This is a genomic window from Streptomyces sp. NPDC050433, assembly GCF_044458565.1.
Classification (GTDB): Bacteria; Actinomycetota; Actinomycetes; order Streptomycetales; family Streptomycetaceae; genus Streptomyces.
Genome location: NZ_JBITIB010000007.1, coordinates 61,927 through 85,966, shown reverse-complemented (window position 1 = coordinate 85,966; position 24,040 = coordinate 61,927). Strand labels below are relative to the sequence as shown.

Sequence of the window (24,040 nt, the reverse complement as noted above, 5' to 3'; positions counted from 1 at the left end):
GGCGCCAGCCGCGCCTCATGCGCCCTGACGATCTTCCTCCGCCGCGCGGGGGAGACCGGACCGCGCGGGGGAGGTCGGAGTCGGCGGGGACGTCAGAGCCGGCGCGTGGCCAGCGTCAGCCGGTCACGCGCGTCGAACAGCGCGTCCTTGATCATCTGTTCGTGCGCCGGGGTCAGCCGGGCCACCGGCACCGAGCAGCTGATGGCGTCCCGCGCCGGGGTCCGGTACGGGATCGCGATACCGAAGCAGCGCAGCCCGAGGGTGTTCTCCTCACGGTCCACGGCGTACCCCTGCTCACGGATCGTGTTCAGTTCCTCGATCAGCTGCTCACGGTCGGTGATCGTGTTCTCCGTCAGCGGCGACAGCGTCTCGGGCAGCATCTTGCGCACCTGCTCGTCGCTGTGCGTCGCGAGCAGCGCCTTGCCGAGCGAGGTGGAGTGCGCGGGCAGCCGGCGGCCGACGCGGGTGAAGGGACGCAGATAGTGCTGCGACTGGCGGGTGGCCAGATAGACGACGTTCGTGCCGTCGAGCCGCGCCAGGTGGATGGTCTCCGTCGTGTCGTCGGAGAGCCGGTCCAGGGTGGGGCGGGCGGCGGCCACCACCTCGTCACCGTCGATGTACGACGTGCCGACGAGCAGCGCCCGTACGCCGATGCCGTACCGCGTGCCCGTCGCGTCGGTCTCCACCCAGCCCAGCTCCACCAGGGTGCGCAGCAGCATGTAGAGACTGGACTTGGGGTAGCCGACCGCCTCCTGCACCACGGCGAGCGAGTGCATACCGGGGCGTCCGGCGAAGTACTCCAGCAATTCCACCGTCCGCACAGCGGACTTGACCTGTGCACCACCGGTTTCCGCAGCCGACATCGTCCCTCGCCCCTAACTTGACCACTCTTGACCACACAGAACGCACAGAAATAGAGTTCCCCTGGATTCATCACCAGGAACTTTGTTCAGAATACCGAACAGCCCCTCGGTGATGACAGCGGACGGCACAGGAAGTGGGAAGGAAGCCACGGTGGCAGCAGCACCAGTCTGGAGTGTCGACCCCCGAACCGGGAAGCCACGTGAGCAGGTCGCGGTCGAGGCGACGGCCGAGGAGGTCGACCGCGAGGTACGCCGCGCGCACGCGACCCGGCCCGCGCTCGCAGACCGTACCGCGCGTGCGGCGCTTCTGCGTACGGCGGCGGACCTCCTCGACGAATCGGGGGCGTACGTCATCGAGGCGGCGGACGCCGAGACCGCGCTGGGGCCGGTCCGGCTCACCGGCGAACTCGCGCGTACGACCGCCCAGTTGAGGGCATTCGCCGACGTCGTCGACGAGGGGTCGTTCCTCGACGTACGCATCGACCACGCCGACGGCGACCGGACGCCGCCCTGGCCCGACCTGCGGCGCTGGAAGGTGCCGCTCGGGGTCGTCGCCGTCTACTCGGCGAGCAACTTCCCCTTCGCCTTCTCCGTCCCCGGCGGCGACACGGCGAGCGCGCTCGCCGCCGGCTGCCCCGTGGTCGTCAAGGTGCACCCCGACCACCCCGCCACCTCCGAGATCTGCGCCGCCACGCTGCGCAGGGCGGCGGAGCGGGTCGGACTGCCCGAGGACGTCGTGGTCCTGGTGCACGGCTTCGAGGCCGGTGTGGAGCTGGTGAAGCACCCGCTGGTCGCCGGGGCGGGGTTCACCGGTTCCGTACGCGGCGGACGCGCCCTCTTCGACGCGGCGGCGGCCCGCCCGACCCCGATCCCCTTCCACGGGGAACTCGGCTCGCTCAACCCCGTCGTGATCACTGAGGCCGCAGCCGCCGAGCGTGCCGAGCAGCTCGGCGCCGGTCTGGCCGGCTCGATGACTCTCGGCGAGGGACAGTTCTGCACCAAGCCCGGCTTCGTGCTCGTCCCGGAGGGTGACGTGGGCGACAGTCTGCTCAAGTCGCTGACGACGGCCGTCAGCCAGACCGAGCCGGGCGTGATGCTCGACCACCGGATGCGGGACGCGTTCGTCGCCGGCGTACGCGAGCGGGCCGAACTCCCCGGCGTGGCCGCCCCGATCACGCCCGGCGCCGGCGGCGACCACACCGTCAGCGCGGGCTTTCTGACCGTTCCGGCGACGCATCTCGCCGCCGACGGACCGCACGATCTGCTCCTGGAGGAGTGCTTCGGCCCCGTGACGGTCGTCGCCCGCTACGGCTCCGACGCCGAGATCGGCGCCGTCCTGGCCCGCCTTCCCGGCAACCTCACCGCCACGCTCCACCTCGCCGACGGCGAGGCCGAGGACGCGGACTCCGGCGCCGCGCGGCTGCTCGCCGACCTGACGCCGCTCGCGGGCCGCGTCCTCGTCAACGGCTGGCCCACCGGCGTCGCCGTCGCCCCCGCGCAGCAGCACGGCGGCCCGTACCCGGCGTCCACCTCCACGTCGACCTCCGTCGGCGCCACCGCGATCGAGCGCTGGCTGCGCCCCGTCACCTACCAGTCCACACCCGCCGCGCTGCTCCCGCCGGAGCTGCGCGACGACAACCCGGCGGGGCTGCCGCGCCGGGTCGACGGCCGCGCGGAGCCGGCGACGGCCTCGTAAGAACGCGTCAACACGTCAACACGACACATCCGAACCCCGACCCGCCCGGTAAACAGCTTGCCGGTCGGGCCGGGGTTTGCTGTACTCCCCGACGTCGGCCGAGCGGCCGGCCCGCCGAACAGTCGAGGAGCCGTCATGCGCCGAGCGTCGATGTCCATCCAGCAGAAGGGAATTCCTGCCTATTCAAGGGACATGACGCTCAGTGAGTACACGTACGCTCAACCTCGGAATTCTGGCGCACGTAGACGCCGGTAAGACCAGCCTCACCGAGCGGCTGCTGCACGCCGCCGGAGTCATCGACGAGATCGGACGCGTCGACGACGGAAACACCCAGACCGACTCGCTGGCCCTGGAACGCCAACGCGGCATCACCATCAAGTCCGCCGTCGTGTCGTTCGCCATCGACGACGTCACCGTCAATCTCATCGACACACCAGGACACCCGGATTTCATCGCCGAGGTGGAGAGGGTGCTGAGCGTTCTCGACGGCGCCGTCCTGGTCGTCTCGGCCGTCGAAGGTGTCCAGGCGCAGACGCGTGTCCTGATGCGGACGCTGCGACGGCTGCGCATCCCCACGCTTGTCTTCGTGAACAAGATCGACCGTGTTGGCGCCCGCCACGACGGCCTCCTGCGCGACCTGGCCGAGAAGCTGACGCCCGCGATCCTCCCGATGGGATCGGTACACCGACTCGGCACGCGTGACGCCGGCTTCACCCCGTACGAGGGCACGGACCCGGCCTTCTCCCCGACCGGCCCGCTGGCCGAGCGGCTGGCCGAACACGACGACGCCTTCCTGGCCGCGTACGTCGACGACCCGGCCCGCCTCACGTACGACCGGCTCCGCCGCGAACTGGCCGTGCAGACCGGGCGCGCCGTCACCCACCCGGTGTTCTTCGGCTCCGCCATGTCCGGCGCGGGCGTGGCCACGCTCACCCGCGCCATCAGGGAGCTGCTGCCCGCCACGGCGGGCGACGAGCGGGGACCCGTCTCGGGCAGCGTCTTCAAGGTCGAGCGCGGCGCGGCGGGCGAGAAGATCGCGTACGTCCGGATGTTCTCCGGTGAGCTGCGGGTGCGCGACCGGCTGCCGATCGGCGACGACGCCGAGGGCAAGGTCACCGCGATCAGCGTCTTCGACGACGGCTCGTCGGTGCGCCGCGCGTCCGTCGGCGCGGGCCGGATCGGCAAACTCTGGGGGCTCGGTGACATCCGGATCGGCGACGTGCTCGGCGACCCGTCGGCGGCCACCGCCGTCCGGCACCACTTCTCCCCGCCGACGCTGGAGACGGTGGTCGTTCCCGGTGACGGGGCCGACAAGGGCGCGCTGCACGCGGCGCTGACCCAACTCGCCGAGCAGGACCCGCTGATCAATCTGCGGCAGGACGAGATTCGGCAGGAGATTTCCGTGTCGCTCTACGGAGAGGTCCAGAAGGAGGTCATTCAGGCGACACTCACCGACGAATACGGCGTCGATGTCACCTTCCGGGAGACGACGACGATCTGTATCGAAAGGGTCGCCGGTACGGGAAATGCCGCGGAAGTCATGGGAAAGGAACCCAATCCCTTCCTCGCGACGGTCGGACTTCGGGTCGAACCCGCCCCGCCCGGAAGCGGCGTGGAATTCCGGCTGGAGGTCGAACTCGGCTCCATGCCGTACGCGTTCATGAAAGCCATCGAGGACACCGTGCGCGCCACCCTGCGGGAAGGGCTGTACGGATGGTCGGTCCCCGACTGCGTCGTCGTACTGACCCGCACCGGCTACGCGCCCCGCCAGAGCCACGCCCACGGCACGTTCGACAAGAGCATGTCCAGCACGGGCGGCGACTTCCGCCTGCTGACCCCGCTGGTGCTGATGGCGGCGCTGAAGGACGCCGGCACGATCGTGTGCGAACCGATGCACCACTTCCGACTCGAAGTCCCGGCCGACACCTTCGGCACCGTCCTGCCCGCCCTGGCCCGGCGGCGCGCGGTGCCGCACACGCCGTCGGTGCAAGGGACCTCGTACGTCGTGGAGGGCGAGATCCCGGCGGCCCAGGTCCACGCGCTCGAACAACAGCTCCCGACGCTCACGAGCGGCGAGGGCGTCCTGGAGGCATCGTTCGCCCACCACCAGCCGGTCCAGGACACTCCACCGACCCGCTCCCGCACGGACCACGACCCGCTCCACCGCAAGGAGTACCTGCTCAGCGTGGTGCGCCGGGTGTCGGCGGGGGCGCAGTGAGGCGGACAAAGGCTCGTCGGCTTGCCTACCGCGCGAATTGGTAGGTAGATCAGACTAATTCGCTACCTACCCTTCGCCAGGGCGCGCCATAACGCCACCCCTGCGGGCGCTCGAAGATGTGAGCACGTTCCGCAACGCACCGCGCCTTCGGGAGATCAGGTGAACGATCGTCAGTCCGTCCCCCCGCCCTATTTCACCCAGGTCCTGAACCGGCTCGATGACTGACGCTACCTGACGAGCCCCCGTTCACATTCTGAAACGATCAGTAAGTCCGTACGCCGACACCGTCGCTGCCGCTTCTCCAAATGCGGGAGTAACACCGCGAACTTCACAGCGAGTTGGGCACGGGTCTCATCCGGAATGCGCATACCACACCAACGAGCCTCAGGACGGGAAGCAGCACCTTGATTCCCTGCAAGCCCTTACTCGCCCGAGCTCAACACCGACGAGCTGGTCAACGCCGACCTCAAGCGCAGCCTTCCGATGCACAGCCGGGCCCGCGACCAGGCCCAACTCGCCGTCGAGACCCGCCGTTTCTTCCACCGCCGTCAGGGCCAGCCGCACATCGTCCGCGGCTACTTCGGCGGCCCACATGTCCGCTACACCCTCGAATAGAACCCTTTGAGTTACGGATCAATACAGCACCCCGACCCAGGCCACGAACCACGCTCTACGGGCGGCGGGCCAGGAAATGGTTGTCGAGGAAGCCCCGCTCGGGCGCCGGGTCGTGGAGCAACCGAGCAAATGTGACGAGGCCGACCCCGGCCAGCAACTCGGCAAACTGCTCCGCCGGCCAGCTATAGGCGGGCGTCACCTTGTGGTCGAAGCGGACCGGCTCGGGTCCCTCGGTTCCGAAGGACACCAGGAGCAGGCTCCCTGGTGCCAGGACACGCACCTGCTCGGCGAGCAGCGCGGGTAATTCTCCAGGTGGGGTATGGATCATCGAGTAGTGGGACAGCACTCCGCCGAGCGCGGGGCCCTCGACCGGCAGGGGGTCTGTCCCTCACCTCAACACCAATCATGAGTTCAAGCTCAGTAAAAGCGCACTTCACAGAGCCCGCGCAAACCCACCATGAGAGCGCAGACCCCACCGACCGTCAGGTCAGAGAACCTGTTTCATGGAGTCCGCTACCTGCGAAGAAGCCGGGCGAATCCCGCCGTAAACGAACGGGCCCTCCAGATAACGCTCCAAGGCGAAATAGGGTCGACGAGGTATGCGGACGCGGCGGCCGGCGTAGGAGAAGATCTCAAGACCGTCCTGCAGGGGCCCGAGAACGGCCCCTTGTGCCTGCCCCCGGATCTGCAAGTCACGGCCGGGTTTTCCACGCAGTGCGGCCACGACGTTGCGCGCGACCAATGCGGGGCCTCCGTTGCGGGCCGAACCACGCAGGGAATCGCTGGCTGCTACGTCGCCCACGGCCCAGATGCGGTCGTGATCGGGCGTTCGCAGGTCTGTGCCCACGCGGACGTATCCGTGCGGGTCGAGCAGGTCCTCGGGCAGCCATGCGGTGTTCGGGCGGGCCAGGCCGACTGCCCAGAGCACGAGTCCTGCCTCGGCGGGGGGCTGGCCGGTGACGAAGGTAACGGGCCCCGCCGCCGGTGACAGATCGGTCGGCAGCTCTGCACGGTGACCTGGGTACAGATGAACGCGGAGCCGTTCGAGCCGCGCCCTCACCGCGTTCCAGACGTCGGGATGATGGCTGGTGAGGGCACGATCTCCGGGGAAATACAGGTCGATCCGTGCGTCGGGAAACGCCTCGGCGAGCTGCGCGGCGCTGCCCACCGCTGTCGCCCCGCCACCGACGACAGCGATGGAATCAGCGGCGGCGAACCGGGCGTGCATGTCGCGCAGCCCCTTGTCGATCTCACTCTGGTCCTGCAGCTCGGGCTGACGCCAGAACCCATTACTCACGCCTGTGGCGAGCACAAGCGCGTCGTACGGTTCGCGTGTCGTAGTGCCGTCAGCCGACCTCACCGTGACCGTACGAGCGTCCGTATCAAGGCCGGTCAGCGAGCCATGCACCAAGCGCGCGCGGTCCAGGACCCGAAAGCGGTCGTAGGAGATGTTGAACCGAGTCACCCACTCTTCGGGCCGGGCCAGTCGCCACCCCAGACTCTGTCCACTGATCAGGCCCGGCTTGCTGGAGACACCCACCACGTCGACGAGGCGTCGATGCCGGGCCAGGTTGATGGCGGCCAAAAGTCCGGCATCGCCCATCCCCGCCACTACGACGCGGGCGCGCGACGCCTGATCCAAGCGCAACATGGCCGAAGGCTAGCAAGCCATGGAACATGCCCTCAATCAGGGACGCCAACCCCCGGCACCAAGCGCCGCCACGAAGTCGGGCCGACGGGAGGCGACCCTTGCCGTTAGCTAGGGCGATTGGTCACTCCTCTATCGAGTCGGTTGCACGGACGTGCACGAGCCTCACCCCTGCCACGGATAAGCACAAGAGAAGAGGGCGGGTCGATACAGGGGAGCAGACCTTGCCTGCCTCTGGTCTCTTGTGGAGGCCAGGAAGTTCCCCTCGGGGAGTACCTGCTCAGCGTGGTGCGCCGGGTCTCGGCGGGGGCGCAGTGAGGCGGAGTGGGCGGCCGGGGAATGGGGAGCGCGCCCGAGGGGTTGCGGGAGTAGCGGAGGCGGGCTCCGCACCCGGTCCGGCCTGGAGAGAAGCAGACATATGCGTGTGGAGATCTGGAGCGACATCGCCTGTCCCTGGTGCTACATCGGCAAGGCCCGGTTCGAGAAGGGGCTGGAATCCTTCGCGCACCGGACCGATGTCGAGGTGGTGCACCGGTCCTTCGAGCTTGACCCCGGACATGCCAAGGGCGAGGTCGGTCCGGTGATCGACATGCTCGCCGCCAAGCTCGGCCGGTCGCGGCAGGAGGCCCTCGCCATGGAGGAGCGGGTCGCCTCGCACGCGCGCTCCGAAGGGCTGGGGTATCTCGTCGGGGCCCGGGACCACGGCAACTCCTTCGACATCCACCGGCTGCTGCATCTGGCCAAGGCCCGTGGCCGTCAGGGCGAGCTGCTGAGCATCGTCTACCGGGTGAACTTCGCCGAGGAGCGCTCGGTGTACGACACGCGGACGCTGGTCGATCTCGCGGTGGAGGCGGGTCTGGACGAGGCCGAGGCGCGGGAGGTTCTCGCGGACGAGGGCGCGTACGCCGACGACGTACGGGCCGACGAGCGCGAGGCGGCGGAACTCGGCGCGACCGGTGTGCCCTTCTTCGTCCTCGACCGCCGTTACGGCGTCTCGGGCGGCCAGCCCGCCGAGGTCTTCACCCAGGCGCTGGAGCAGGCGTGGCAGGGGCGCGCGATCACGCCCGTCGGAGGGGACGGAGAGGCCGGCGCCTGCGACGCGGACGGAGCCTGCGAGATTCCGCAGGCCCACACCCATTCATAAGGATCTCTTGGGTGTTCCCCTGGAAAATGCGCAATTGACTAGGGGAGATACCGGCCCCAGGGTGAAGGCATGGACACATTGGGTGGCGCCGAGTTCGTGCCTGAGACGACGTATCTGAACACCTCGACCTGCGGTCTGCTGCCACGCCGGGCCGTCGAAGCGGTGCGGGCGCTGGCCGCCGAGAACGGCACGGGGCAGCGGGACGGCGCGGGCAGTTTCGATTCGGTGGACGCCGCCCGCGCCTCGTTCGCCCGCCTCGTGGGGATGCCCGCCGAACGCGTCGCCGTCGGCAACGCCGTGGCGGTGCACGCCGGTCTGATCGCCGCCTCGTTGCCGCCGGGCGGTGAAGTCCTCATGGCCGAGGGCGAGTTCAGCTCCCTCGTCAACCCCTTCGTCGTACGCCGCGATCTCAAACCGCGCTATGTGCCGCTGGAGTCGCTGGCGGACGAGATACGGCCGGGGACCGCCCTGGTGGCCGTCTCCGCCGTCCAGTCCGGCGACGGCCGGATGGCCGACCTGCCGGCGGTACGGGCCGCCGCCGCGGCGCACGGCGCCCGTACGCTGCTCGACCTCACGCAGGCGGCGGGCTGGCTGCCCGTCGACGCGGGGGCGTACGACTACACCGTCACCGGCGGCTACAAGTTCCTGGTGAGCCCGCGCGGCACCTCGTTCCTGACCGTCACCGAGGAGGCGCAGGAGAGCCTGATACCCATCCACGCGGGATGGGTCTCGGGCGAGGACATCTGGCAGAGCACGTACGGCCCCGTCGAACAACTCGCCCACTCGGCACGGCGGTTCGACGAGCCGACGGCCTTCCTGGCCTACCACGGCGCCGAACAGTCCCTGGCCCTGCTGGAGGAGATCGGCGTCGAACGGATCCACACCCATGTCACCGCGCTCGCCGACCGCTTCCGGGCGGGCCTGGTCGCCCTCGGGCACCGGCCGGTCGCCGCCGCGGGATCCACCGTCGTGGCCGTTCCGGGCCTCGGCGACCTGGGGCCCCGGCTCGTCGCGGCGGGTGTCAAGGTCGCGGTCCGCGCGGGGAATCTGCGCGCCGCCTTCCATCTGTACAACTCCACGGCGGACGTGGACCGCGCGCTGGACGTCCTCGCCGGCTGAGAGCGGGGCCACGAGTACGGGGCACGTCGCGGCGCACGGGCGCGGGGCCGGTCATGACGACCGGCCCCGCTTCCCGTACAGCAGCCTCAGCGGACCGGCGTGAAGTCCCTGGAGCCGATGAACGACGGGCGTGGAGCGGGCGCCGCGAACGGCTCGACCGCCGCGTTCTCCACGCTGTTGAACACGATGAAGACGTTGCTGCGCGGGAACGGGGTGATGTTGTCACCCGAGCCGTGCATGCAGTTGCAGTCGAACCACGTCGCCGCACCGGCCTTGCCGGTGAACAGCTTGATGCCGTGCTGCTCGGCGAAGCCCGTCAGCGCCTCGTCCGACGGCGTTCCGGCGTCCTGCATCTTCAGCGACTGCTTGTAGTTGTCCTTCGGCGTCTCGCCCGCGCAGCCCAGGAAGGTCTTGTGCGACCCGGGCATGATCATCAGGCCGCCGTTGGTGTCGTAGTTCTCGGTCAGCGCGATCGACACCGAGATGGTCCGCATGTTCGGCAGACCGTCCTCCGCGTGCCAGGTCTCGAAGTCCGAGTGCCAGTAGAAGCCCGAGGCGCCGAAGCCCGGCTTCACGTTGATACGGGACTGGTGGACGTACACGTCCGAGCCGAGGATCTGCCGCGCCCGCCCCACCACACGCTCGTCGCGCACCAGACCCGCGAAGACCTCGCTGATCTTGTGGACCTCGAACACCGACCGTACGTCCTGGGACTTGGGCTCGATGATCGAGCGCTCGTCGGCCCGGATCGCCGGGTCGGTGATCAGCCTGTCCAGTTCGGTGCGGTAGAGCGACACCTCGTCGGGGCTGATCAGCTGGTCGACCGTGAGGAACCCGTCCCGCTCCAGCCCCTGGAGATCGGCTGGGGAGACCGGACCGGGGGCGCCGGGCGGCGACCAGACGACGGGGTCCTGGCGCGGGGTGGTCACCTCGCCCACGCCACGGGTCGGATACAGGTCGGTGCGTGCGGGTGCGGTGGCGGTCATGGGATCAAGCCTCCTCGGTCAGCAGCGGGTAGACGCCGTTCTCGTCATGGTCCTCCCGCCCTGTCACCGGCGGGTTGAAGACGCAGACACATCGGAAGTCGGTTTTCGGCCGGAGTGTGTGCTTCTCGTGGCCGTTGAGCAGATACATCGTGCCGGGCTCGATCCAGTGGGTCTCGCCGGTGTCGTCGTTGGAGAGTTCGGCCTCGCCCTCCACGCACAGCACCGCCTCGATGTGGTTCGCGTACCACATCGACGTCTCGGTGCCCGCGTAGAGCACGGTCTCGTGCAAGGAGAAGCCGACGTTCTCCTTGGCGAGCACGATGCGCTTGCTCTCCCAGGTGCCCGACGCGGATCTCACGTGGCGGTCGGTGTTCTCGATGTCCCTGAACGATCGGACGATCACGGTGACGGCCCTTCTGTGCTGTGGTGGTGTCCGGTACGGGTGCCCCCGCGAGGGCCGGGTCAGACCCGGCCCTCGGAGGTGGATGGAAGGATCAGGCGGTCTCGCGTACGGCGCGGGCCAGGGTCCGCAGACCCTCGTCCAGCTCCTCGGGGGTGACGGTCAGCGCGGGGAGCAGCTTCACGACCTCGCTCTCCGGGCCGGAGGTCTCCAGCAGGAGCCCCAGCTCGAAGGCGCGACGGCAGATCGCGCTCGCACGCGGCTTGTCCTGGAACTCCATGCCCCAGACCAGGCCACGGCCCCGGAAGCTCACGCTGTCCGGCTCGCACTCGTCGACGATGGCCAGCAGCGCGCGCTCGACCTGCTCGCCGCGCGCCAGGGTCTGCTTCTCCATCTGGCCGTCGGCCCAGTACGTGTTCAGCGCGGCGGCGGCCGTCACGAACGCCGGGTTGTTGCCGCGGAACGTGCCGTTGTGCTCGCCGGGCTCCCAGATGTCCAGCTCCGGCTTGAACAGCGTCAGCGCCATCGGCAGGCCGTAACCGCTGATGGACTTCGACAGCGTGACGATGTCGGGGGTGATGCCGGCTTCCTCGAAGGAGAAGAACCCGCCGGTGCGCCCGCAGCCCATCTGGATGTCGTCGACGATCAGAAGCATGTCCTGCCGCTCGCACAGGTCGGCGAGCGCGCGCAGCCACTCGGGGCGGGCGACGTTGATGCCGCCCTCGCCCTGCACCGTCTCGACGATGACGGCGGCGGGCTTGTTGAGGCCGGAACCCTGGTCTTCGAGCAGCCGCTCGAACCACAGGAAGTCCGGGATCTGGCCGTCGAAGTAGTTGTCGAACGGCATCGGGGTGCCGTGGACCAGCGGGATGCCGGCTCCGGCCCGCTTGAAGGCGTTGCCGGTGACGGCGAGCGAGCCCAGCGACATGCCGTGGAAGGCGTTCGTGAAGGACACGATCGCCTCGCGGTTCTTCACCTTGCGGGCCAGCTTGAGGGCCGACTCGACGGCGTTGGTGCCCGTGGGGCCGGGGAACATCACCTTGTACGGCAGGTCACGGGGGCGCAGCACCACGTTCTGGAACGACTCCAGGAACGCGCGCTTGGCGGTGGTCGCCATGTCCAGGCCGTGGGTGATGCCGTCGCGCTCGATGTAGTCGATCAGGGCGCGTTTCAGTACGGGGTTGTTGTGCCCGTAGTTGAGAGACCCGGCGCCGGCGAAGAAGTCGAGGTAGCTGTGGCCGTCCTCGTCGGTGATCCGGCTCCCCTGCGCGCGGTCGAACACGGCGGGCCAGCCGCGGCAGTAGCTGCGCACCTCGGACTCAAGGGTTTCGAAGACACTCAGTGCGGGCGGGGTGATGGTCATGGGGGTCTCCTGAAGGGTGGGGGAGAAGAGGAGTGCGGATCGGGGAGGAACGGGCCGCTCAGGTCGTGAGAGGGCCGATCCGGTACAGCACCTCGGGCTGGTGGCCCCCGTCGGGGAAGAGGTCCCCGTCGAAGAGCACTTCGCGCTCCAGGGTCGCGCCATGACGCTCGGAGTAGGCGTGGAACAGACGGTCCGACGCGGTGTTGTCGGGCGTGACCGTCGTCTCGACAGAGGTGATCCCCTGCTCCTCGACGACCCGCCGGGTGAGTGCGTCCAGCAGGGTGCCCGCGAGGCCCTTGCCCCGGTGGGCACTGTCGACGGCCACCTGCCAGACGACCAGGACCTCGGGGCGCTCGGGCCTGATGTAACCCGTGACGAAGCCGATGGCAGCTCCGTCGAGGGATCCGTCGGGGGATCCATCGGTCCGGGCGGCCCCGGCGGCGCCGGGCGCGGTGACTGAGGCGGTGTCGCGGGCCACGACGGAGGTCGCGGCGAAGTCACGACACCACAGCAGATAGCTGTACGAGGAGTTCAGGTCCAGTACCTCGGAATCGCGGGCGATGCGCCAGATCGCGGCTCCGTCCTCCACTCGTGGGGCGTCGATCCTGATGGATCGCGCGAATTCGCTTCGGACACCTGCAAGGTCTGCTTGGGCGGCAGTCATGTCTATTGAATTTACCGAGCTAATTCAGAAATCGCATCGTCGGCAGGGGTTGGGCACCAACCTGATCTGTGTTATCGCGCGGGCGCGCACGCAGCGCGACGGAGTGGCGGTCTGGGATGGTTTGACCGTAAGATTTGGGGCAAGACGGGCACGCTTGTGTACTCGGTCACATATGTGTAACGCTCTCGACCTGCACCGGAATTACGTCGTAGACGTTGTTGAAACCTTGGTGTTTAGGATCAGGAAAAGCGGGCAGACGATAACGGGGAGCTGCGCGCGATGGAATGCGCAACCGTATTCTCGAATTAACGCTTCCTTTGTATTCAAGATGCGTTGTCGGGCCAGTTGTCGGATACTGCCTTCTCGGCCGCCGCGAGATTCACCCGCGCACCCGTGCCGGCGAGCGCCCCGCCCAGTGCGGCCAGCGAGGACCGCACCACCCCGGGGGTGGCGTCGGAGCCGTAGTGGTTGACCCGGACCATCTCCTTGGCCAGTGCCCCGCCCCCGGCGATCAGCGGCAGCGAGGGATCGACGGCCAGAGCCTCGGCGACCAGCCCGGCGGCGTCCACCCCTGCGGGGGTACGCAGCGTGGTGGCCACCGGCGCCGCGTCCCGCGCGGAGTACACGTACGGCTCAAGACCGCCGCCGAGCGCGAGCGCGCCCGCGCGGGTGGCCGCGGCTGCCGACGCGTGTGCCGCCATTCGGGTGGTCAGCCCCTCCGACTCGATGCGCTCCAGGCAGGCCTCCAGGGCCAGCATCTCCAGCTGGGCGGGTGCGTGCGGCAGGGCGGTGCGGCCGGTGTCGATCCAGCGCTCCTTCCAGTCCAGGAGCGAGAGGTACGAGCGGCGCGGCGCCCCCGGATTCGCGGCCAGCCGCTCCCACGCGCGGGTGCTCACCGACACGGCCGACACCCCGGCGGGCCCGCCCATGGCCTTCTGCGCGCCGATCACGCACAGATCGACGCCCCAGGCGTCGGGCAGCAGCGGCTCGGCGGCCACCGAGGCGACGGCGTCCAGCATGAACAGGGCCCCGTGGGCGCGGACGGCCTCACCGATCTCGGCCACGGGGTTGGTGTTGCCGGTGGCCGCCTCCGCGTGGACGAGCGACACGAAGTCGATCTCGGGGTGCTCCGCCAGCGCCCGCTCGACCTGCTCCGCGGTGGCCGCGCCGTGGAAGGGGACCTCCAGGTCCACGACCGTCGCGCCGCAGTCGCGCAGCCAGTCGCCGAAGGTCTGGCCGTAGGGGCCGGTCACGACGTTCAGCGCGGTCGAACCGGCGCGGGCACCGCCGCGCACGCAGCCCTCCAGAGGAAGCAGTGCCTCGCCCTGCGTGATCACCACGTCCTGCTCGGTGTCGAGCAGGGCCGCGACCCGTCGCTCGACAGCCGCGAAGTGGGCGGGGGTGAGGGGGGCGAGGTCCAGCAACGGGTGGGTCACGGTGGTGTGCTCTCTTCGGGTCGGTGGGTCGCGGGGTGTTCGCGTTGCTCGAACGCTGTTCGGACACTCCCTCGTCGAGGGTACTCAGCGCCTCGTAAGGTTCCGCCCATGAGGGATCACGCGGTGCTGCATGTGAAGGGGCGGGTGCTCGTCGGCCCTGACGACGTCAGGGACGAGCTGTGGGTCGTGGACGGGCGAACGAGCTATGAGCGTCCCGTCGGCGCGCGTGACGTCCGTACGGTGGTCGGCTGGGCGATGCCCGGCCTGGTCGACGCCCACTGCCATGTCGGTCTGGACACCCATGGCCCGGTGGACGATGCGACGAGCGAGAAGCAGGCGCTCACGGACCGGGAGGCCGGCACGCTGCTGCTGCGTGACGCGGGATCGCCGTCCGACACCCGCTGGATCGACGGCCGTGACGATCTGCCGAAGATCATCAGGGCCGGCCGGCACATCGCGCGCACCCGCCGCTACATCCGTAACTTCGCCCACGAGATCGAGCCGGGCGACCTCGTCGCCTGCGTCGCCCGGGAGGCCCGGCGCGGCGACGGCTGGGTCAAGCTCGTCGGCGACTGGATCGACCGCGAGGCGGGGGATCTGACCGCGTGCTGGCCGCGCGGCGACGTCGAGGCGGCGATCGCGGAAGCGCACCGGCTCGGCGCACGCGTCACGGCGCACTGCTTCGCCGACGTGGCGCTGCGTGATCTGGTCGAGGCCGGGATCGACTGCGTCGAGCACGCCACCGGGCTCACCGACGAACTGATCCCGCTCTTCGCGGAGCGTGGCGTGGCGATCGTCCCGACGCTGGTCAACATCGCCACCTTCCCCGCTCTCGCCGCCGGCGGCGAGACCAAGTACCCGCGCTGGTCGGCCCATATGCGGCGACTGCACGAACGCCGTTACGACACGGTGCGCGACGCGTACGACGCGGGCATCCCGGTCTTCGTCGGCACGGACGCGGGCGGCTCCCTGGCGCACGGTCTGGTGGCCGGCGAGGTCGCGGAGTTGGTGAAGGCCGGTATTCCGCCGCTGGAGGCGCTGTCGGCGACCGCTTGGAAGGCCAGGGCTTGGCTGGGCCGTCCGGGCCTTGAAGAGGGCGCTCCGGCCGACCTGGTGGTGTACGACGAGGACCCGAGGGCGGATGTGGGGGTGTTGGCGGAGCCGCGGCGGATCGTGCTGAACGGGCGGGTCGTGGGCTGACGTTCCGACGTCCCCCGTGCGGGTGGCCGGAAGGAACGCCCGTACCCGCGGATTCGAACTTGGGGGCGGAAACCTCACTTTGGAGTGAACTCACCTCAGGTGTCCGTCAGTTCACTCTCAGTGCGTAAAGATTCCGGTGTCTCGGTCGCCGCCGCGCACGTGTCCCCGTGCGGGCCGGTCGGCGACGTCACATCTCTGTGGGGGTTCCACATCTTGAACAGCAATGTCTTCCGCATGCCCGCGCGCCGTTCCGCCGCACTGGCCGCCGCCGTGGCGCTGGTCGCCGGACCCGTCGTGCTCGCCGCCCCGGCGCAGGCCACCGGAGGAGCAGGAGGGACCGGTGCGACCGGTGTGACCTCCGGAAAGGGCAAGGCGGGCGCGGTCGTTCTGCGGACCGGCCTCGACGTGTCCCTGCTCGACAAGTCGGTCAACGTGCCGCTGCGAGCGGCGCTCAACGAGGTGCGGGCCCCGGCCGACGCCGACCGCACCGCGCTGACCGTCGAACTCGACGGGGTCGACCAGGGCCGGCCGTTCACCGTGCTGCGCGCCGACGTCGCCACCGCGCGGGCCACCGTCGACGAACGCAAGGCCGAGGGGTACGCCAACATCGCCCGCGCCAAGGTGCATGTGCCGGGGCTGCCGCTGCTCTCGCTCATCGAGGTCCAGGAAGTCACCTCCAAGGCGGTCTGCGCGGCAGGCCGGAAGCCCGTCGCCGAGTCCAACCTGCTCGGCGCCGTCACCGTCCTCGGTAAGAAGGTCACGCTCTCCGCGGGCGGGCCGACCCGTGTCGAGGTGCCGGGCGCCGGCGAGGTGACGCTCGACCTGTCCAGGACGCGGACCACGTCCCGTACGGCCGCCGCCACCGCGCTCGAACTGAAAGTCGCGGTGAACCCGCTCAAGCTGAACGTCGCCGACGTCCAGGGCACCGTCACGCTCGCCGAGGCCACCTGCGAGGCGCCCGCCGCACCGGTGAGGGAGGAGCGGCCGGAACCGGAGAAGGAGGGCGTCGAGCCGCGGACGGCCGCAGAACCGGCGCCCGAGCGCCTCGCCGAGACGGGCGGCAGTTCCATGACGCCGTATCTGGCCAGCGGCGCCGTGCTGTTGCTCGCGGTGGGCGGCGGCGCGCTGGTGCTGGTCCGGACGCGCGACCGGGGCTGACGGGCCGCGCCGGGCCCTGTCCGTGACGGGCGAGGGCGGGCGGAGGGCGCGTCGCGTCGTACCGCCCGCCCGGTCCTCAGGCGCGGACCGCCGACACGGCCTGGTCGAGGGCCCGGAGGAAACGGTCCGTCGTCGCCCGGTCCCGCACCGCGAGCCGCAGCCACCGCGGCCCGAGACCCGGAAACGTATCGCCGCGGCGCGCCGCGAAGCCCAGCGCGCGCAGCCGCTCCCGTACGGCGTCGGCCGACTCCATCCGTAGGAGGACGAAGGGTCCCGCGGCCGGTTCCACGGCGCGCACACCGTCGAACCGGGCCAGTCCGGCGAGCAGATGGGCCCGATCGACCGCCGTACGACGCGCTGCCGACTCGGCCTCCGCGAGCGCGGCCGGCGTCATGCACGCCTCGGCGGCGGCCAGCGCGGGCGTCGAGACCGGCCAGAGCGGCTGGGCGGACGCGAGAGCCGCGATCGTCGCCGGATCGGCCAGCACATAGCCGATCCGCAGACCCGCCAGCCCCCACGTCTTGGTCAGGCTCCGCAGCACCACGAGCCCCGGCACGTCGTGGCGCCCCGCCAGCGCCTCCGGCTCTCCGGGCACCGCGTCCATGAACGCCTCGTCCACGACCAGCGTCCGCCCCGGACGCGCCAGTTGGAGGAGGTCGGCCGCCGGGTGCAGTACGGACGTCGGGTTTGTCGGATTGCCGACCACGACCAGATCCGCGTCCTCGGCGACGGCGGCGGCAGGGTCCAGCCGGAAGCCGTCACCAGGGTCGAGCAGCACGCGCCGTACCGTGTGCCCGGCGCCGAGCAGCGCCGCCTCCGGCTCCGTGAACTGCGGGTGCACCACGACGGGGCGGCGCGCCCCGACGGCGCGGGCGAGCAGGACGAACGCCTCCGCGACACCCGCCGTCAGCAGCACCCGCTCCACCGGCAGTCCGTGGCGCGCGGCGACGGCGGCCCGTGCCGCGCGTCCGTCCGGATAGGCCGCGAGGCCGGTGAGCGACGCGGCGATGCGCGCACGCAGCCAGTCAGGTGGTGTGCCGGGGCGGACGTTGACCGCGAGATCGGTCAGGTCCGCGCCGCCGTCCCGGACTTCGGCGTCGCCGTGATGGCGCAGGTCGTGCTGTACCGCCTGTTGGGCCTCAGTGCGCGTGCGCATGACTGCCGTGACCGTGACCGTGGTGATGCCCGTGGTCGCCGTGGTCGCCGTGGTCGCCGTGGTCGTGACCGTCGTCGTCCGGGTGGAAGTGCGGCTGCTGCGGCGCCCCCACCTTGTCCTCGAAGCCGGGCAGCGCGACGCGGTAGACGCAGGAGTCGCAGTTCATCCGCAGATCCCCCTGGACCGCCTCGTGGTAGCGCTCCATGACCAGGTCCAGCAACTCCTCGGTGGGGCCCACCACATCGGCCGAGGCCACCTCCGTCTCCGGATGCGCCGCCGCCCACTCCCGCGTCTGACGCACCACGCGCTCCGGCAGGATCCCGGTGAACAGGAAGTACGGCAGCACCACGATCCGGCGCGCCCCGAGCCGTACGCAGCGGTCCAGCCCGCTCGGCACGTCCGGCGCCGCCAGCGACACGAAGGCGGTCTCGACGCCCGCGTAACCTCGACCCTCCCAAAGAAGGCGCGCCGCCTTCAGTACCTCCGCGTTGGCGTCGGGATCGGTCGAACCGCGCCCCACGAGCAGCACGGTCACCTCGGACCGGTCGCCGTCGAACCCCGCCAGGCCCGCCAGCGCCTCGTCCAGGCGCCGTTCGAGGACCGTCAGCAGAGCGGGGTGCGGGCCCAGGGGACGGCCGTAGGTGTACGAGATCCCCGGATGCCGCTCCCGCTCGCGTTTGAGCGCCGCCGGGATGTCGCCCTTGGCGTGCCCGGCGGACACCAGCATCAGCGGGACGGCGGCGAACCGCGTGACACCCCGTTCGGCCAGCTCGGCCACGGCCTCACCGATGGGCGGCGCCGACAGCTCGATGAAGCCGCCGGCGACGGGCAGTTCGGGGTGCCGCCGGCCCAGCTCCCGTACGAACTCCCGGAAGGCCTCGGCGCCCCCGGTGTCCCTGGTGCCGTGTCCGGCGATGAGCAGTGCGGGTCGAGGGGTGGTCACGCGTTCTCCTTGAAGAGGCGGTGCGGTGGCGGGTTCTGCGGGTGGTAGAGAAGGGCGTTGAGCGCGGCGGCGGCCACGGCGGAGCCGCCCTTCTCCGAGATGTTGCTCACGGCGGGCAGGCCGCTCTCGCGCAGTGCGGCCTTGGACTCGACGGCGCCGACGAAACCGACCGGGAGCCCGATCACCAGCGCGGGCGCGGCGTCCAGGAGCAGCAACTCCTCCAGTGCGGTGGGCGCGCAGCCGACGACCCAGATCGCGCCGGGCCCGACCTGCTCGTACGCGAGGCGCACCGCGTGCGCGGAACGGGTGAGCCCCGGCCCCGACACGGCCTCCTTAAGACGGCACACCGCCGTGCGGCGGGTGATCCCGGCGGCGACCATCTCCACGTCGGCGACGACCGGCGCGCCCGCGTGCAGCGCGCCGTGCGCGACGGTCAACGTCGCCTCGTCGCAGACCAGATCGGTCAGATACGCCGGGTCGGCCGCCGAGTGGATGACGCGCTCCACGACCGCGCGGGTCAGCGGTGCGAGGTGTGAGGTGTCGACACGGGCGCGCAGCCTGCGGAACGACTCCTCCTCGATGGGGTGGACGACACGGTCGAGGCTCATCGGGTCCCCTCCGACTGCCACCGGTAGCCCCGTGGCGTCACCATGCGGCCCGCGATCTCACGCGTGGCCGTGTTGCCCACCGTCACCACCGTCATCATGTCCACCGTCGCCGGGTCGAGCCGGGCGAGGGTGGTGAGGTGGCTGGTGCCGTCGGGGCGGGACGCGTTGCGTACGACTCCGACGGGTGTCTTCGCCGTACGGTGCTCCGCCAACAGCGCCAGGGCCTTGGGCAGTTGCCAGTCCCGGCCGCGGCTGCGCGGGTTGTAGAACGTCACCACGATGTCCGCCTCGGCCGCCGCGCGGACGCGGCGTTCGATGACCTCCCACGGCGTGTGCAGGTCGGACAGGCTGATCGAGACGTGGTCGTGCCCGAGCGGCGCGCCGAGAATCGCGGCGGCGGCCAGGGCGGCGGTGACGCCCGGCACGCCGACGACGTCGATGTCGTCGGCCGCCTCGGCGAGCGCGGGCGACGCCATCGCGTACACGCCCGCGTCGCCGCTGCCGATCAGAGCCACGGCATGGCCCGCCCGTGCCTCGGCCACGGCCGTACGGGCCCGCTCCTCCTCGTGCCCGAGCCCCGACTCGATCACCCGCGTGCCGGGCCGCAGCAGGTCCCTGATCTGGTCGACGTACTGGTCGAGCCCGACGAGCACCGACGCCCGCCGCAGCTCGGCAGCCGCGCGCGGCGTCAGCAGGTCCCGCGCCCCCGGCCCCAGCCCGACGACGGCCAGCCGCCCGCGCGGAGCCCGTCGCACAACGGCGCAGGTGGCCATCGCGGGCCGCCCCTCGGGGCTGGACTTCCGCTTCGGTACGAGGAGTTCACCGCCCCGCCCGGCGGCCAGCGCGGCGGCCTCCGCGACGGACGGGGTGCCGACGGCCGCGAGCGGCGCGCCCGACGGGTTGGGCACGTCGATCGCGGCAAGCGCGTCCGCCGGATACGTCCGGACGGCCACCCCGAGCCGGTCGGCCGCCCCGACGATGCCGGGCTCGTCCGCCTTGGCGTCGACGGTCGCCAACTCCACGACGCTGAGCGGCGAGAGCCCGGCATCGCCCAGCGCGTCCAGGACGAGTCCGTACACCTCGTCGACCCCGACGCCCCGGCTGGCGCCGACCCCGACGACGAGGGACGGTGGCCGTAGGACGACGTCCACCGGCCCGAGGTCCACGACCCGATCGGTGACGAGCACCCGAGGCCCACCGTTCCCGGGCGCTGCCGACACCGGACCTCGCGTGCGGTCAGGGGAGGCCGTGTGTGGCGCGACGGCCTTCGGCGTACCGGATATCGCGTGCCCAGCAGCGCCGCCCTCGTCCCCGCCCAGCGGCGCAGCAGCCACCCCGCCCCCGCCAAGAGGTCCGCCCCGCCGCACGTTCGGCGGCAGCGGGGGCAGTGGCCACACCGTGTCCGCTCGCAGCGTCACCGGGGCGCCGTCCAGCATCGCCCGCGTCACCGCCGCGAGGGCGCCCTCGGTCGGCAGGCCCAGGGTGTCGAGACCAGGGACACCCGTCGCATCCGTCGCCGTTGTGATCACCGGGGTCGCCGCCAGGACGGAACCGACCTCCGCCGCCAGGGAGTTGGCGCCACCGCCGTGGCCCCCGAGCAGCGACACGGCGTACCGGCCCGCCTCGTCCACACACACGACCCCCGGGTCCGTCGCCTTGTCGGCCAGCAGCGGCGCCAGCAGCCGTACCGCCGCCCCCGTGGCCAGGAAGCACACCAACTGCTCGCACTCGGCGAACGCGCGCTGCACCGTCTCGCGCACCGGGCCGTCGTAGACGCGGGTGCGGCCGGGCCAGGCCGTGGCCAGCCGGTCGCGGGCCGCCGTGCCCGCCGCCGTGGCGGATATCAGGCCGATCACTGGGTCGCTCCTCGCAGAGGTTGGGGATCGGTGGGGCGGTCGCCCCACAGCAGGAAGACGGGGTTCGTGCCCGAGAGCCGGGTCACGTCGCCGGGCAGCGGGGCGAGCCGCGAGGAGTGCAGCAGCACGCCGCCGGTGGCGAACCCGGCCCCGGACAGCGCTGCCCGCACCGCCGGCACCCTGTCCAGCGCGGCCACCGCAACCACGACCGTCCGACGCGCCCGGCGCGCGCAAGCCGTGACCACGGCGGGCAGTTCGCGGCCCCCGCCGCCGACGAACACGGCGTCCGGATCGGGCAGTCGGGACAGTGCCGCCGGCGCGGAGCCGTGCACGGTCTGCACGTCCACGCCGTGCGCCAGCGCGTTGGCGCGGATCCGTTCGACGCCGTCGGACGACTTCTCCACCGCGATCGCCGCCGCGCCGAACCGCGCGCACTCCACGGCCACCGACCCCGAGCCCGCGCCGACGTCCCACACCAGATCGCCCGTCCTCGGCCCGAGCCGCGCCAGCGCCAGCGCGCGCACCTCGAACTTGGTGATCATCGAGTCGCGGTGCGCGAACTCCTCCTCGCCCAGCGCCCAGCGCGTGGGCCCCGGCGCGCGACCGGCCAGTGTGCGCGGCACCGGGGCGTGCGCCCGCGCCTCGTCCAGGCACAGCACCACACTGAGCGGCTGCGGCCAGTCGCGCTCGGCCGCGTCGGCGGGGGACAGCCGCTCGACCCGCTCGCCGTCCGGGTCGCCCAGCGCCGACGCGACGACGAGCGTGCGCGGGAGCCCGCTGTCCGCGAGCGCGGCGCCCAACTCGGCCGGACCCGCGCCCGGACCGGTCAGTACGGCCACCTTGGGGTGCGCGCGGCAGACGTTGACCGCCGTACGGAGGTCGCGTCCGTGCGCGCTGACGACGACCGCGTCGTCCCACGGCAACCCGATCCGGGCGAACGCCACGGCCACGGACGGGGCGGCGGGCCGTACGTCGAGAGCGGCGGGCCCGAAGCGCCCGGCCAGCGCCCGTACGATCCCGAACAGCCCCGGATCGCCCGAGGCCAGCACCACGACCCGGCCGGCGCTTCCGGCGCTCCCGTCCGCACGGTGCCGCGCGATCACGTCCAGCGCCGGTGCCAGCGGCCCCAGCACCACCCGCGATACCCGCTCGGGCAGCCCGGCCTCCGACGCGGCCTCCTTGAGATGCCGATGCCCCCCGACGACGAGTGTCGCCTCGGCCACGGCCCGCAGCGAGTCCACGGAGAGCGGTGTCCCCGTCCCCGTACCGATGACGGTGATCACCGCGCGGCGCCCCGGTTCCGCTCCTCGCGCAGCGCTTTGCGGGCTGCCGGGTCGGCCCGCCGGAAGCCGTGGAAGTGACCGGGGTGGTAGAGGTGCGAGCGCGTGCCCGACGCGGCCAGCGCGGGCCCGACGAGGAACAGCGTGTGCTTCCAGAGCTTGTGCTCCTTGACCGTCTCCTCCAGCGTGCCGAGGGTGCAGCGCACGACCAGTTCCTCCGGCCAGGTCACCTGGTGGGCGACCACGACCGGCGTCGACGTCGGATAGCCGCCCTCCAGCAGCTCCTGCGTGAGCTGTCCCGACCGCGCGGCCGACAGAAACACCGCCATCGTCGTGCCGTGCCTGGCGAACTCCCGTACCTCCTCACCGGGCGGCATCGGTGTCTTGCCGCCGCCCAGCCGGGTCAGGATCACGGACTGCGCGACCTCCGGAATCGTCAACTCCCGCCCCGCGACGGCGGCGACGGCGGAGAACGACGAGACCCCCGGCACGATCTCCACCTCCAGACCCAGCGCGTCGCAGCGATCGGCCTGCTCTTGCGTACCGCCCCAGAGGGCGGGATCGCCGGAGTGGATCCGGGCGACCTTCAGCCCGTCGCGTACCGCCCGTTCGTACACGGCGACGACGTCCTCCAAAGAGAGCGCCGCCGAGTCCAGGATCTCGGCGCCCTCGCGCGCGTGGTCGAGCACGTCGGCCTGCACCAGGCTGGCCGCCCAGATGACGACGTCGGCGGCGGCGATGGCCCGCGCGGCACGGAAGGTCAACAGGTCGGCGGCGCCGGGGCCCGCGCCGACGAAGGTCACCTTGCCTGCGGTGTGATCGGTCATGAGCGGCGGTCCTCGTGGGTCAACGGGGCGGGGGAGCGGAGGGGGTGAACATGAACGTGCGGACCGGGGGGCCGATCGGCTAGCAAGGGCGCATGGCGGTGTTCGTCGCGCTCGGCGCGTTCCTCATGACGCTCTTCGGCGGCTGGACGGCGCAGCGCGTCACCGACCGCCGCCATCTGGTACTGGGTCTGGCCGGCGGGCTGATGCTCGGCGTGGTCGGCCTTGAGCTGCTGCCCGAGGCCATGGAAGCGGCCGGCGAGGACTTCCTCGGCGTCCACCAGGCGCTCCTGCTGTTCGTCGGCGGATTCCTCTTCGCGCACGTCGTGGAGCGCCTGCTGGCCGTACGCCGGGCCGCACACGGCGCCGCGGACGCCGACGACCCGCACCAGCACGGCCGGGACGCCGGACGGCCCGAACGCGCGCCCGAGGTGGGCCTGACGGCCGCGGCGGCGATGGTCCTGCACAGCCTGATGGACGGCATCGCGCTCGGCGCCGCGTTCCAGGTCGGCGGCGGCATGGGCGCGACCGTCGCGCTCGCCGTCATTACCCACGACTTCGCCGACGGCTTCAACACGTACACACTCACCAGCCTCTACGGCAACGACCGCCGCAGAGCTTTCGCGATGCTTTTCGCCGACGCGGTCGCGCCCGTCGTCGGCGCCGCCTCCACGCTGCTGTTCACCCTTCCGGAGGAACTGCTCGGCAGCTATCTCGGCTTCTTCGGCGGCGCGTTGCTGTATCTGGCCGCCGCCGAGATCCTTCCCGAGGCGCATCACGAGCACCCCGCGCTGTCGACGCTCATGTGCACCGTTGCCGGCGCGGGTTTCATCTGGCTGGTGGTGGCGCTGGCCGGCTGACGC

Annotated in this window: 20 protein-coding genes and 2 pseudogenes; 8 read left to right on the top strand and 14 right to left on the bottom strand. The window is 71.2% G+C overall.

What is annotated here, in order from left to right:
* Positions 1–92: 92 nt before the first annotated feature.
* A complete protein-coding gene (locus ACIBLA_RS10890) occupies positions 93–863 on the bottom strand; it encodes an IclR family transcriptional regulator (protein ID WP_363241517.1) in 771 nt (256 codons plus the stop codon).
* Positions 864–1,014: 151 nt separating this feature from the next.
* Between ACIBLA_RS10890 and ACIBLA_RS10885 the strand changes: the two genes are divergently transcribed.
* The 3 genes and pseudogenes from ACIBLA_RS10885 to ACIBLA_RS10875 all read left to right on the top strand — a co-directional run.
* Positions 1,015–2,559: an aldehyde dehydrogenase (NADP(+)) gene (locus ACIBLA_RS10885; protein ID WP_399198402.1), complete on the top strand. Its 1,545-nt coding sequence runs from the start codon at positions 1,015–1,017 to the stop codon at positions 2,557–2,559.
* Between the two features lie 202 nt (positions 2,560–2,761).
* Positions 2,762–4,777, top strand: coding sequence for a GTP-binding protein (locus ACIBLA_RS10880; RefSeq protein ID WP_399198401.1), 2,016 nt, complete (start codon positions 2,762–2,764; stop codon positions 4,775–4,777).
* Between the two features lie 423 nt (positions 4,778–5,200).
* Positions 5,201–5,392 (top strand): annotated as a pseudogene (locus tag ACIBLA_RS10875) (IS630 family transposase); the annotation flags it as partial.
* A 55-nt stretch (positions 5,393–5,447) separates the two neighbouring features.
* Here ACIBLA_RS10875 and ACIBLA_RS10870 read toward each other — a convergent pair.
* Both ACIBLA_RS10870 and ACIBLA_RS10865 read right to left on the bottom strand, forming a co-directional pair.
* Positions 5,448–5,774 (bottom strand): annotated as a pseudogene (locus tag ACIBLA_RS10870) (SAM-dependent methyltransferase); the annotation flags it as partial.
* 105 nt (positions 5,775–5,879) lie between these two features.
* Positions 5,880–7,043 carry an FAD-dependent oxidoreductase gene (locus ACIBLA_RS10865; RefSeq protein WP_363241514.1) on the bottom strand — a complete coding sequence of 388 codons (1,164 nt, stop codon included), beginning with the start codon at positions 7,041–7,043 and terminating at the stop codon, positions 5,880–5,882.
* A 415-nt stretch (positions 7,044–7,458) separates the two neighbouring features.
* Here ACIBLA_RS10865 and ACIBLA_RS10860 point away from each other — a divergent pair, with 415 nt between their 5' ends.
* Together ACIBLA_RS10860 and ACIBLA_RS10855 are read left to right on the top strand one after the other, a co-directional pair.
* Positions 7,459–8,184, top strand: coding sequence for a DsbA family oxidoreductase (locus ACIBLA_RS10860; protein ID WP_399198400.1), 726 nt, complete (start codon positions 7,459–7,461; stop codon positions 8,182–8,184).
* A 69-nt stretch (positions 8,185–8,253) separates the two neighbouring features.
* Positions 8,254–9,303 (top strand): aminotransferase class V-fold PLP-dependent enzyme, encoded by a 1,050-nt coding sequence (locus tag ACIBLA_RS10855; protein WP_399198399.1) that lies wholly within the window; start codon positions 8,254–8,256, stop codon positions 9,301–9,303.
* Between the two features lie 86 nt (positions 9,304–9,389).
* On the opposite strand, the gene thpD is transcribed toward ACIBLA_RS10855, so the two are convergent.
* The 5 genes from thpD to ACIBLA_RS10830 form a co-directional block, all read right to left on the bottom strand.
* Positions 9,390–10,289, bottom strand: a complete 900-nt coding sequence (gene thpD / locus ACIBLA_RS10850; protein WP_363241510.1) for an ectoine hydroxylase — start codon at positions 10,287–10,289, stop codon at positions 9,390–9,392.
* 4 nt (positions 10,290–10,293) lie between these two features.
* Complete coding sequence (locus ACIBLA_RS10845; RefSeq protein WP_363241508.1) at positions 10,294–10,692, bottom strand: ectoine synthase; 399 nt, start codon at positions 10,690–10,692, stop codon at positions 10,294–10,296.
* Positions 10,693–10,783: 91 nt separating this feature from the next.
* The gene (ectB, locus tag ACIBLA_RS10840) at positions 10,784–12,052 is read right to left on the bottom strand and encodes a diaminobutyrate--2-oxoglutarate transaminase (RefSeq protein WP_363241507.1); all 1,269 of its coding nucleotides are present in this window, start codon (positions 12,050–12,052) and stop codon (positions 10,784–10,786) included.
* A gap of 58 nt (positions 12,053–12,110) precedes the next feature.
* Positions 12,111–12,716 (bottom strand): diaminobutyrate acetyltransferase, encoded by a 606-nt coding sequence (ectA, locus tag ACIBLA_RS10835; protein WP_363241506.1) that lies wholly within the window; start codon positions 12,714–12,716, stop codon positions 12,111–12,113.
* 323 nt (positions 12,717–13,039) lie between these two features.
* Positions 13,040–14,152 carry a pyridoxal-phosphate-dependent aminotransferase family protein gene (locus ACIBLA_RS10830; RefSeq protein WP_399198398.1) on the bottom strand — a complete coding sequence of 371 codons (1,113 nt, stop codon included), beginning with the start codon at positions 14,150–14,152 and terminating at the stop codon, positions 13,040–13,042.
* Positions 14,153–14,260: 108 nt separating this feature from the next.
* Here ACIBLA_RS10830 and ACIBLA_RS10825 point away from each other — a divergent pair, with 108 nt between their 5' ends.
* Both ACIBLA_RS10825 and ACIBLA_RS10820 read left to right on the top strand, forming a co-directional pair.
* A complete protein-coding gene (locus tag ACIBLA_RS10825; protein ID WP_399198397.1) occupies positions 14,261–15,352 on the top strand; it encodes an amidohydrolase family protein in 1,092 nt (363 codons plus the stop codon).
* Positions 15,353–15,565: 213 nt separating this feature from the next.
* Entirely contained in the window at positions 15,566–16,510 is a 945-nt protein-coding gene (locus tag ACIBLA_RS10820; RefSeq protein ID WP_399198396.1) for an SCO1860 family LAETG-anchored protein, read from the top strand.
* 76 nt (positions 16,511–16,586) lie between these two features.
* Here the strand turns inward: ACIBLA_RS10820 and cobC are convergent, their stop codons facing one another.
* Genes cobC through cobM form a run of 6 tightly spaced genes read right to left on the bottom strand, consistent with a single transcriptional unit; the run spans position 16,587 to position 23,180 of the window.
* Complete coding sequence (gene cobC, locus ACIBLA_RS10815) at positions 16,587–17,666, bottom strand: Rv2231c family pyridoxal phosphate-dependent protein CobC (protein ID WP_399198395.1); 1,080 nt, start codon at positions 17,664–17,666, stop codon at positions 16,587–16,589.
* Positions 17,650–18,609, bottom strand: coding sequence for a sirohydrochlorin chelatase (locus ACIBLA_RS10810; protein ID WP_399198394.1), 960 nt, complete (start codon positions 18,607–18,609; stop codon positions 17,650–17,652). The genes cobC and ACIBLA_RS10810 overlap by 17 nt, the downstream gene beginning before the upstream one ends.
* Positions 18,606–19,217: a precorrin-8X methylmutase gene (locus ACIBLA_RS10805; protein WP_399198393.1), complete on the bottom strand. Its 612-nt coding sequence runs from the start codon at positions 19,215–19,217 to the stop codon at positions 18,606–18,608. Before ACIBLA_RS10805 ends, ACIBLA_RS10810 begins: the two co-directional genes overlap by 4 nt.
* Positions 19,214–21,073: a precorrin-3B C(17)-methyltransferase gene (gene cobJ / locus ACIBLA_RS10800; RefSeq protein WP_399198392.1), complete on the bottom strand. Its 1,860-nt coding sequence runs from the start codon at positions 21,071–21,073 to the stop codon at positions 19,214–19,216. The genes ACIBLA_RS10805 and cobJ overlap by 4 nt, the downstream gene beginning before the upstream one ends.
* The gene (gene cbiE / locus ACIBLA_RS10795; protein WP_399198390.1) at positions 21,070–22,356 is read right to left on the bottom strand and encodes a precorrin-6y C5,15-methyltransferase (decarboxylating) subunit CbiE; all 1,287 of its coding nucleotides are present in this window, start codon (positions 22,354–22,356) and stop codon (positions 21,070–21,072) included. Before cbiE ends, cobJ begins: the two co-directional genes overlap by 4 nt.
* Entirely contained in the window at positions 22,353–23,180 is an 828-nt protein-coding gene (gene cobM, locus ACIBLA_RS10790; RefSeq protein WP_363241498.1) for a precorrin-4 C(11)-methyltransferase, read from the bottom strand. Before cobM ends, cbiE begins: the two co-directional genes overlap by 4 nt.
* Positions 23,181–23,272: 92 nt before the next feature.
* On the opposite strand from cobM, the gene ACIBLA_RS10785 reads away from it, so the two are divergent.
* Positions 23,273–24,037, top strand: a complete 765-nt coding sequence (locus ACIBLA_RS10785; RefSeq protein WP_363241497.1) for a ZIP family metal transporter — start codon at positions 23,273–23,275, stop codon at positions 24,035–24,037.
* Positions 24,038–24,040: the final 3 nt, after the last annotated feature.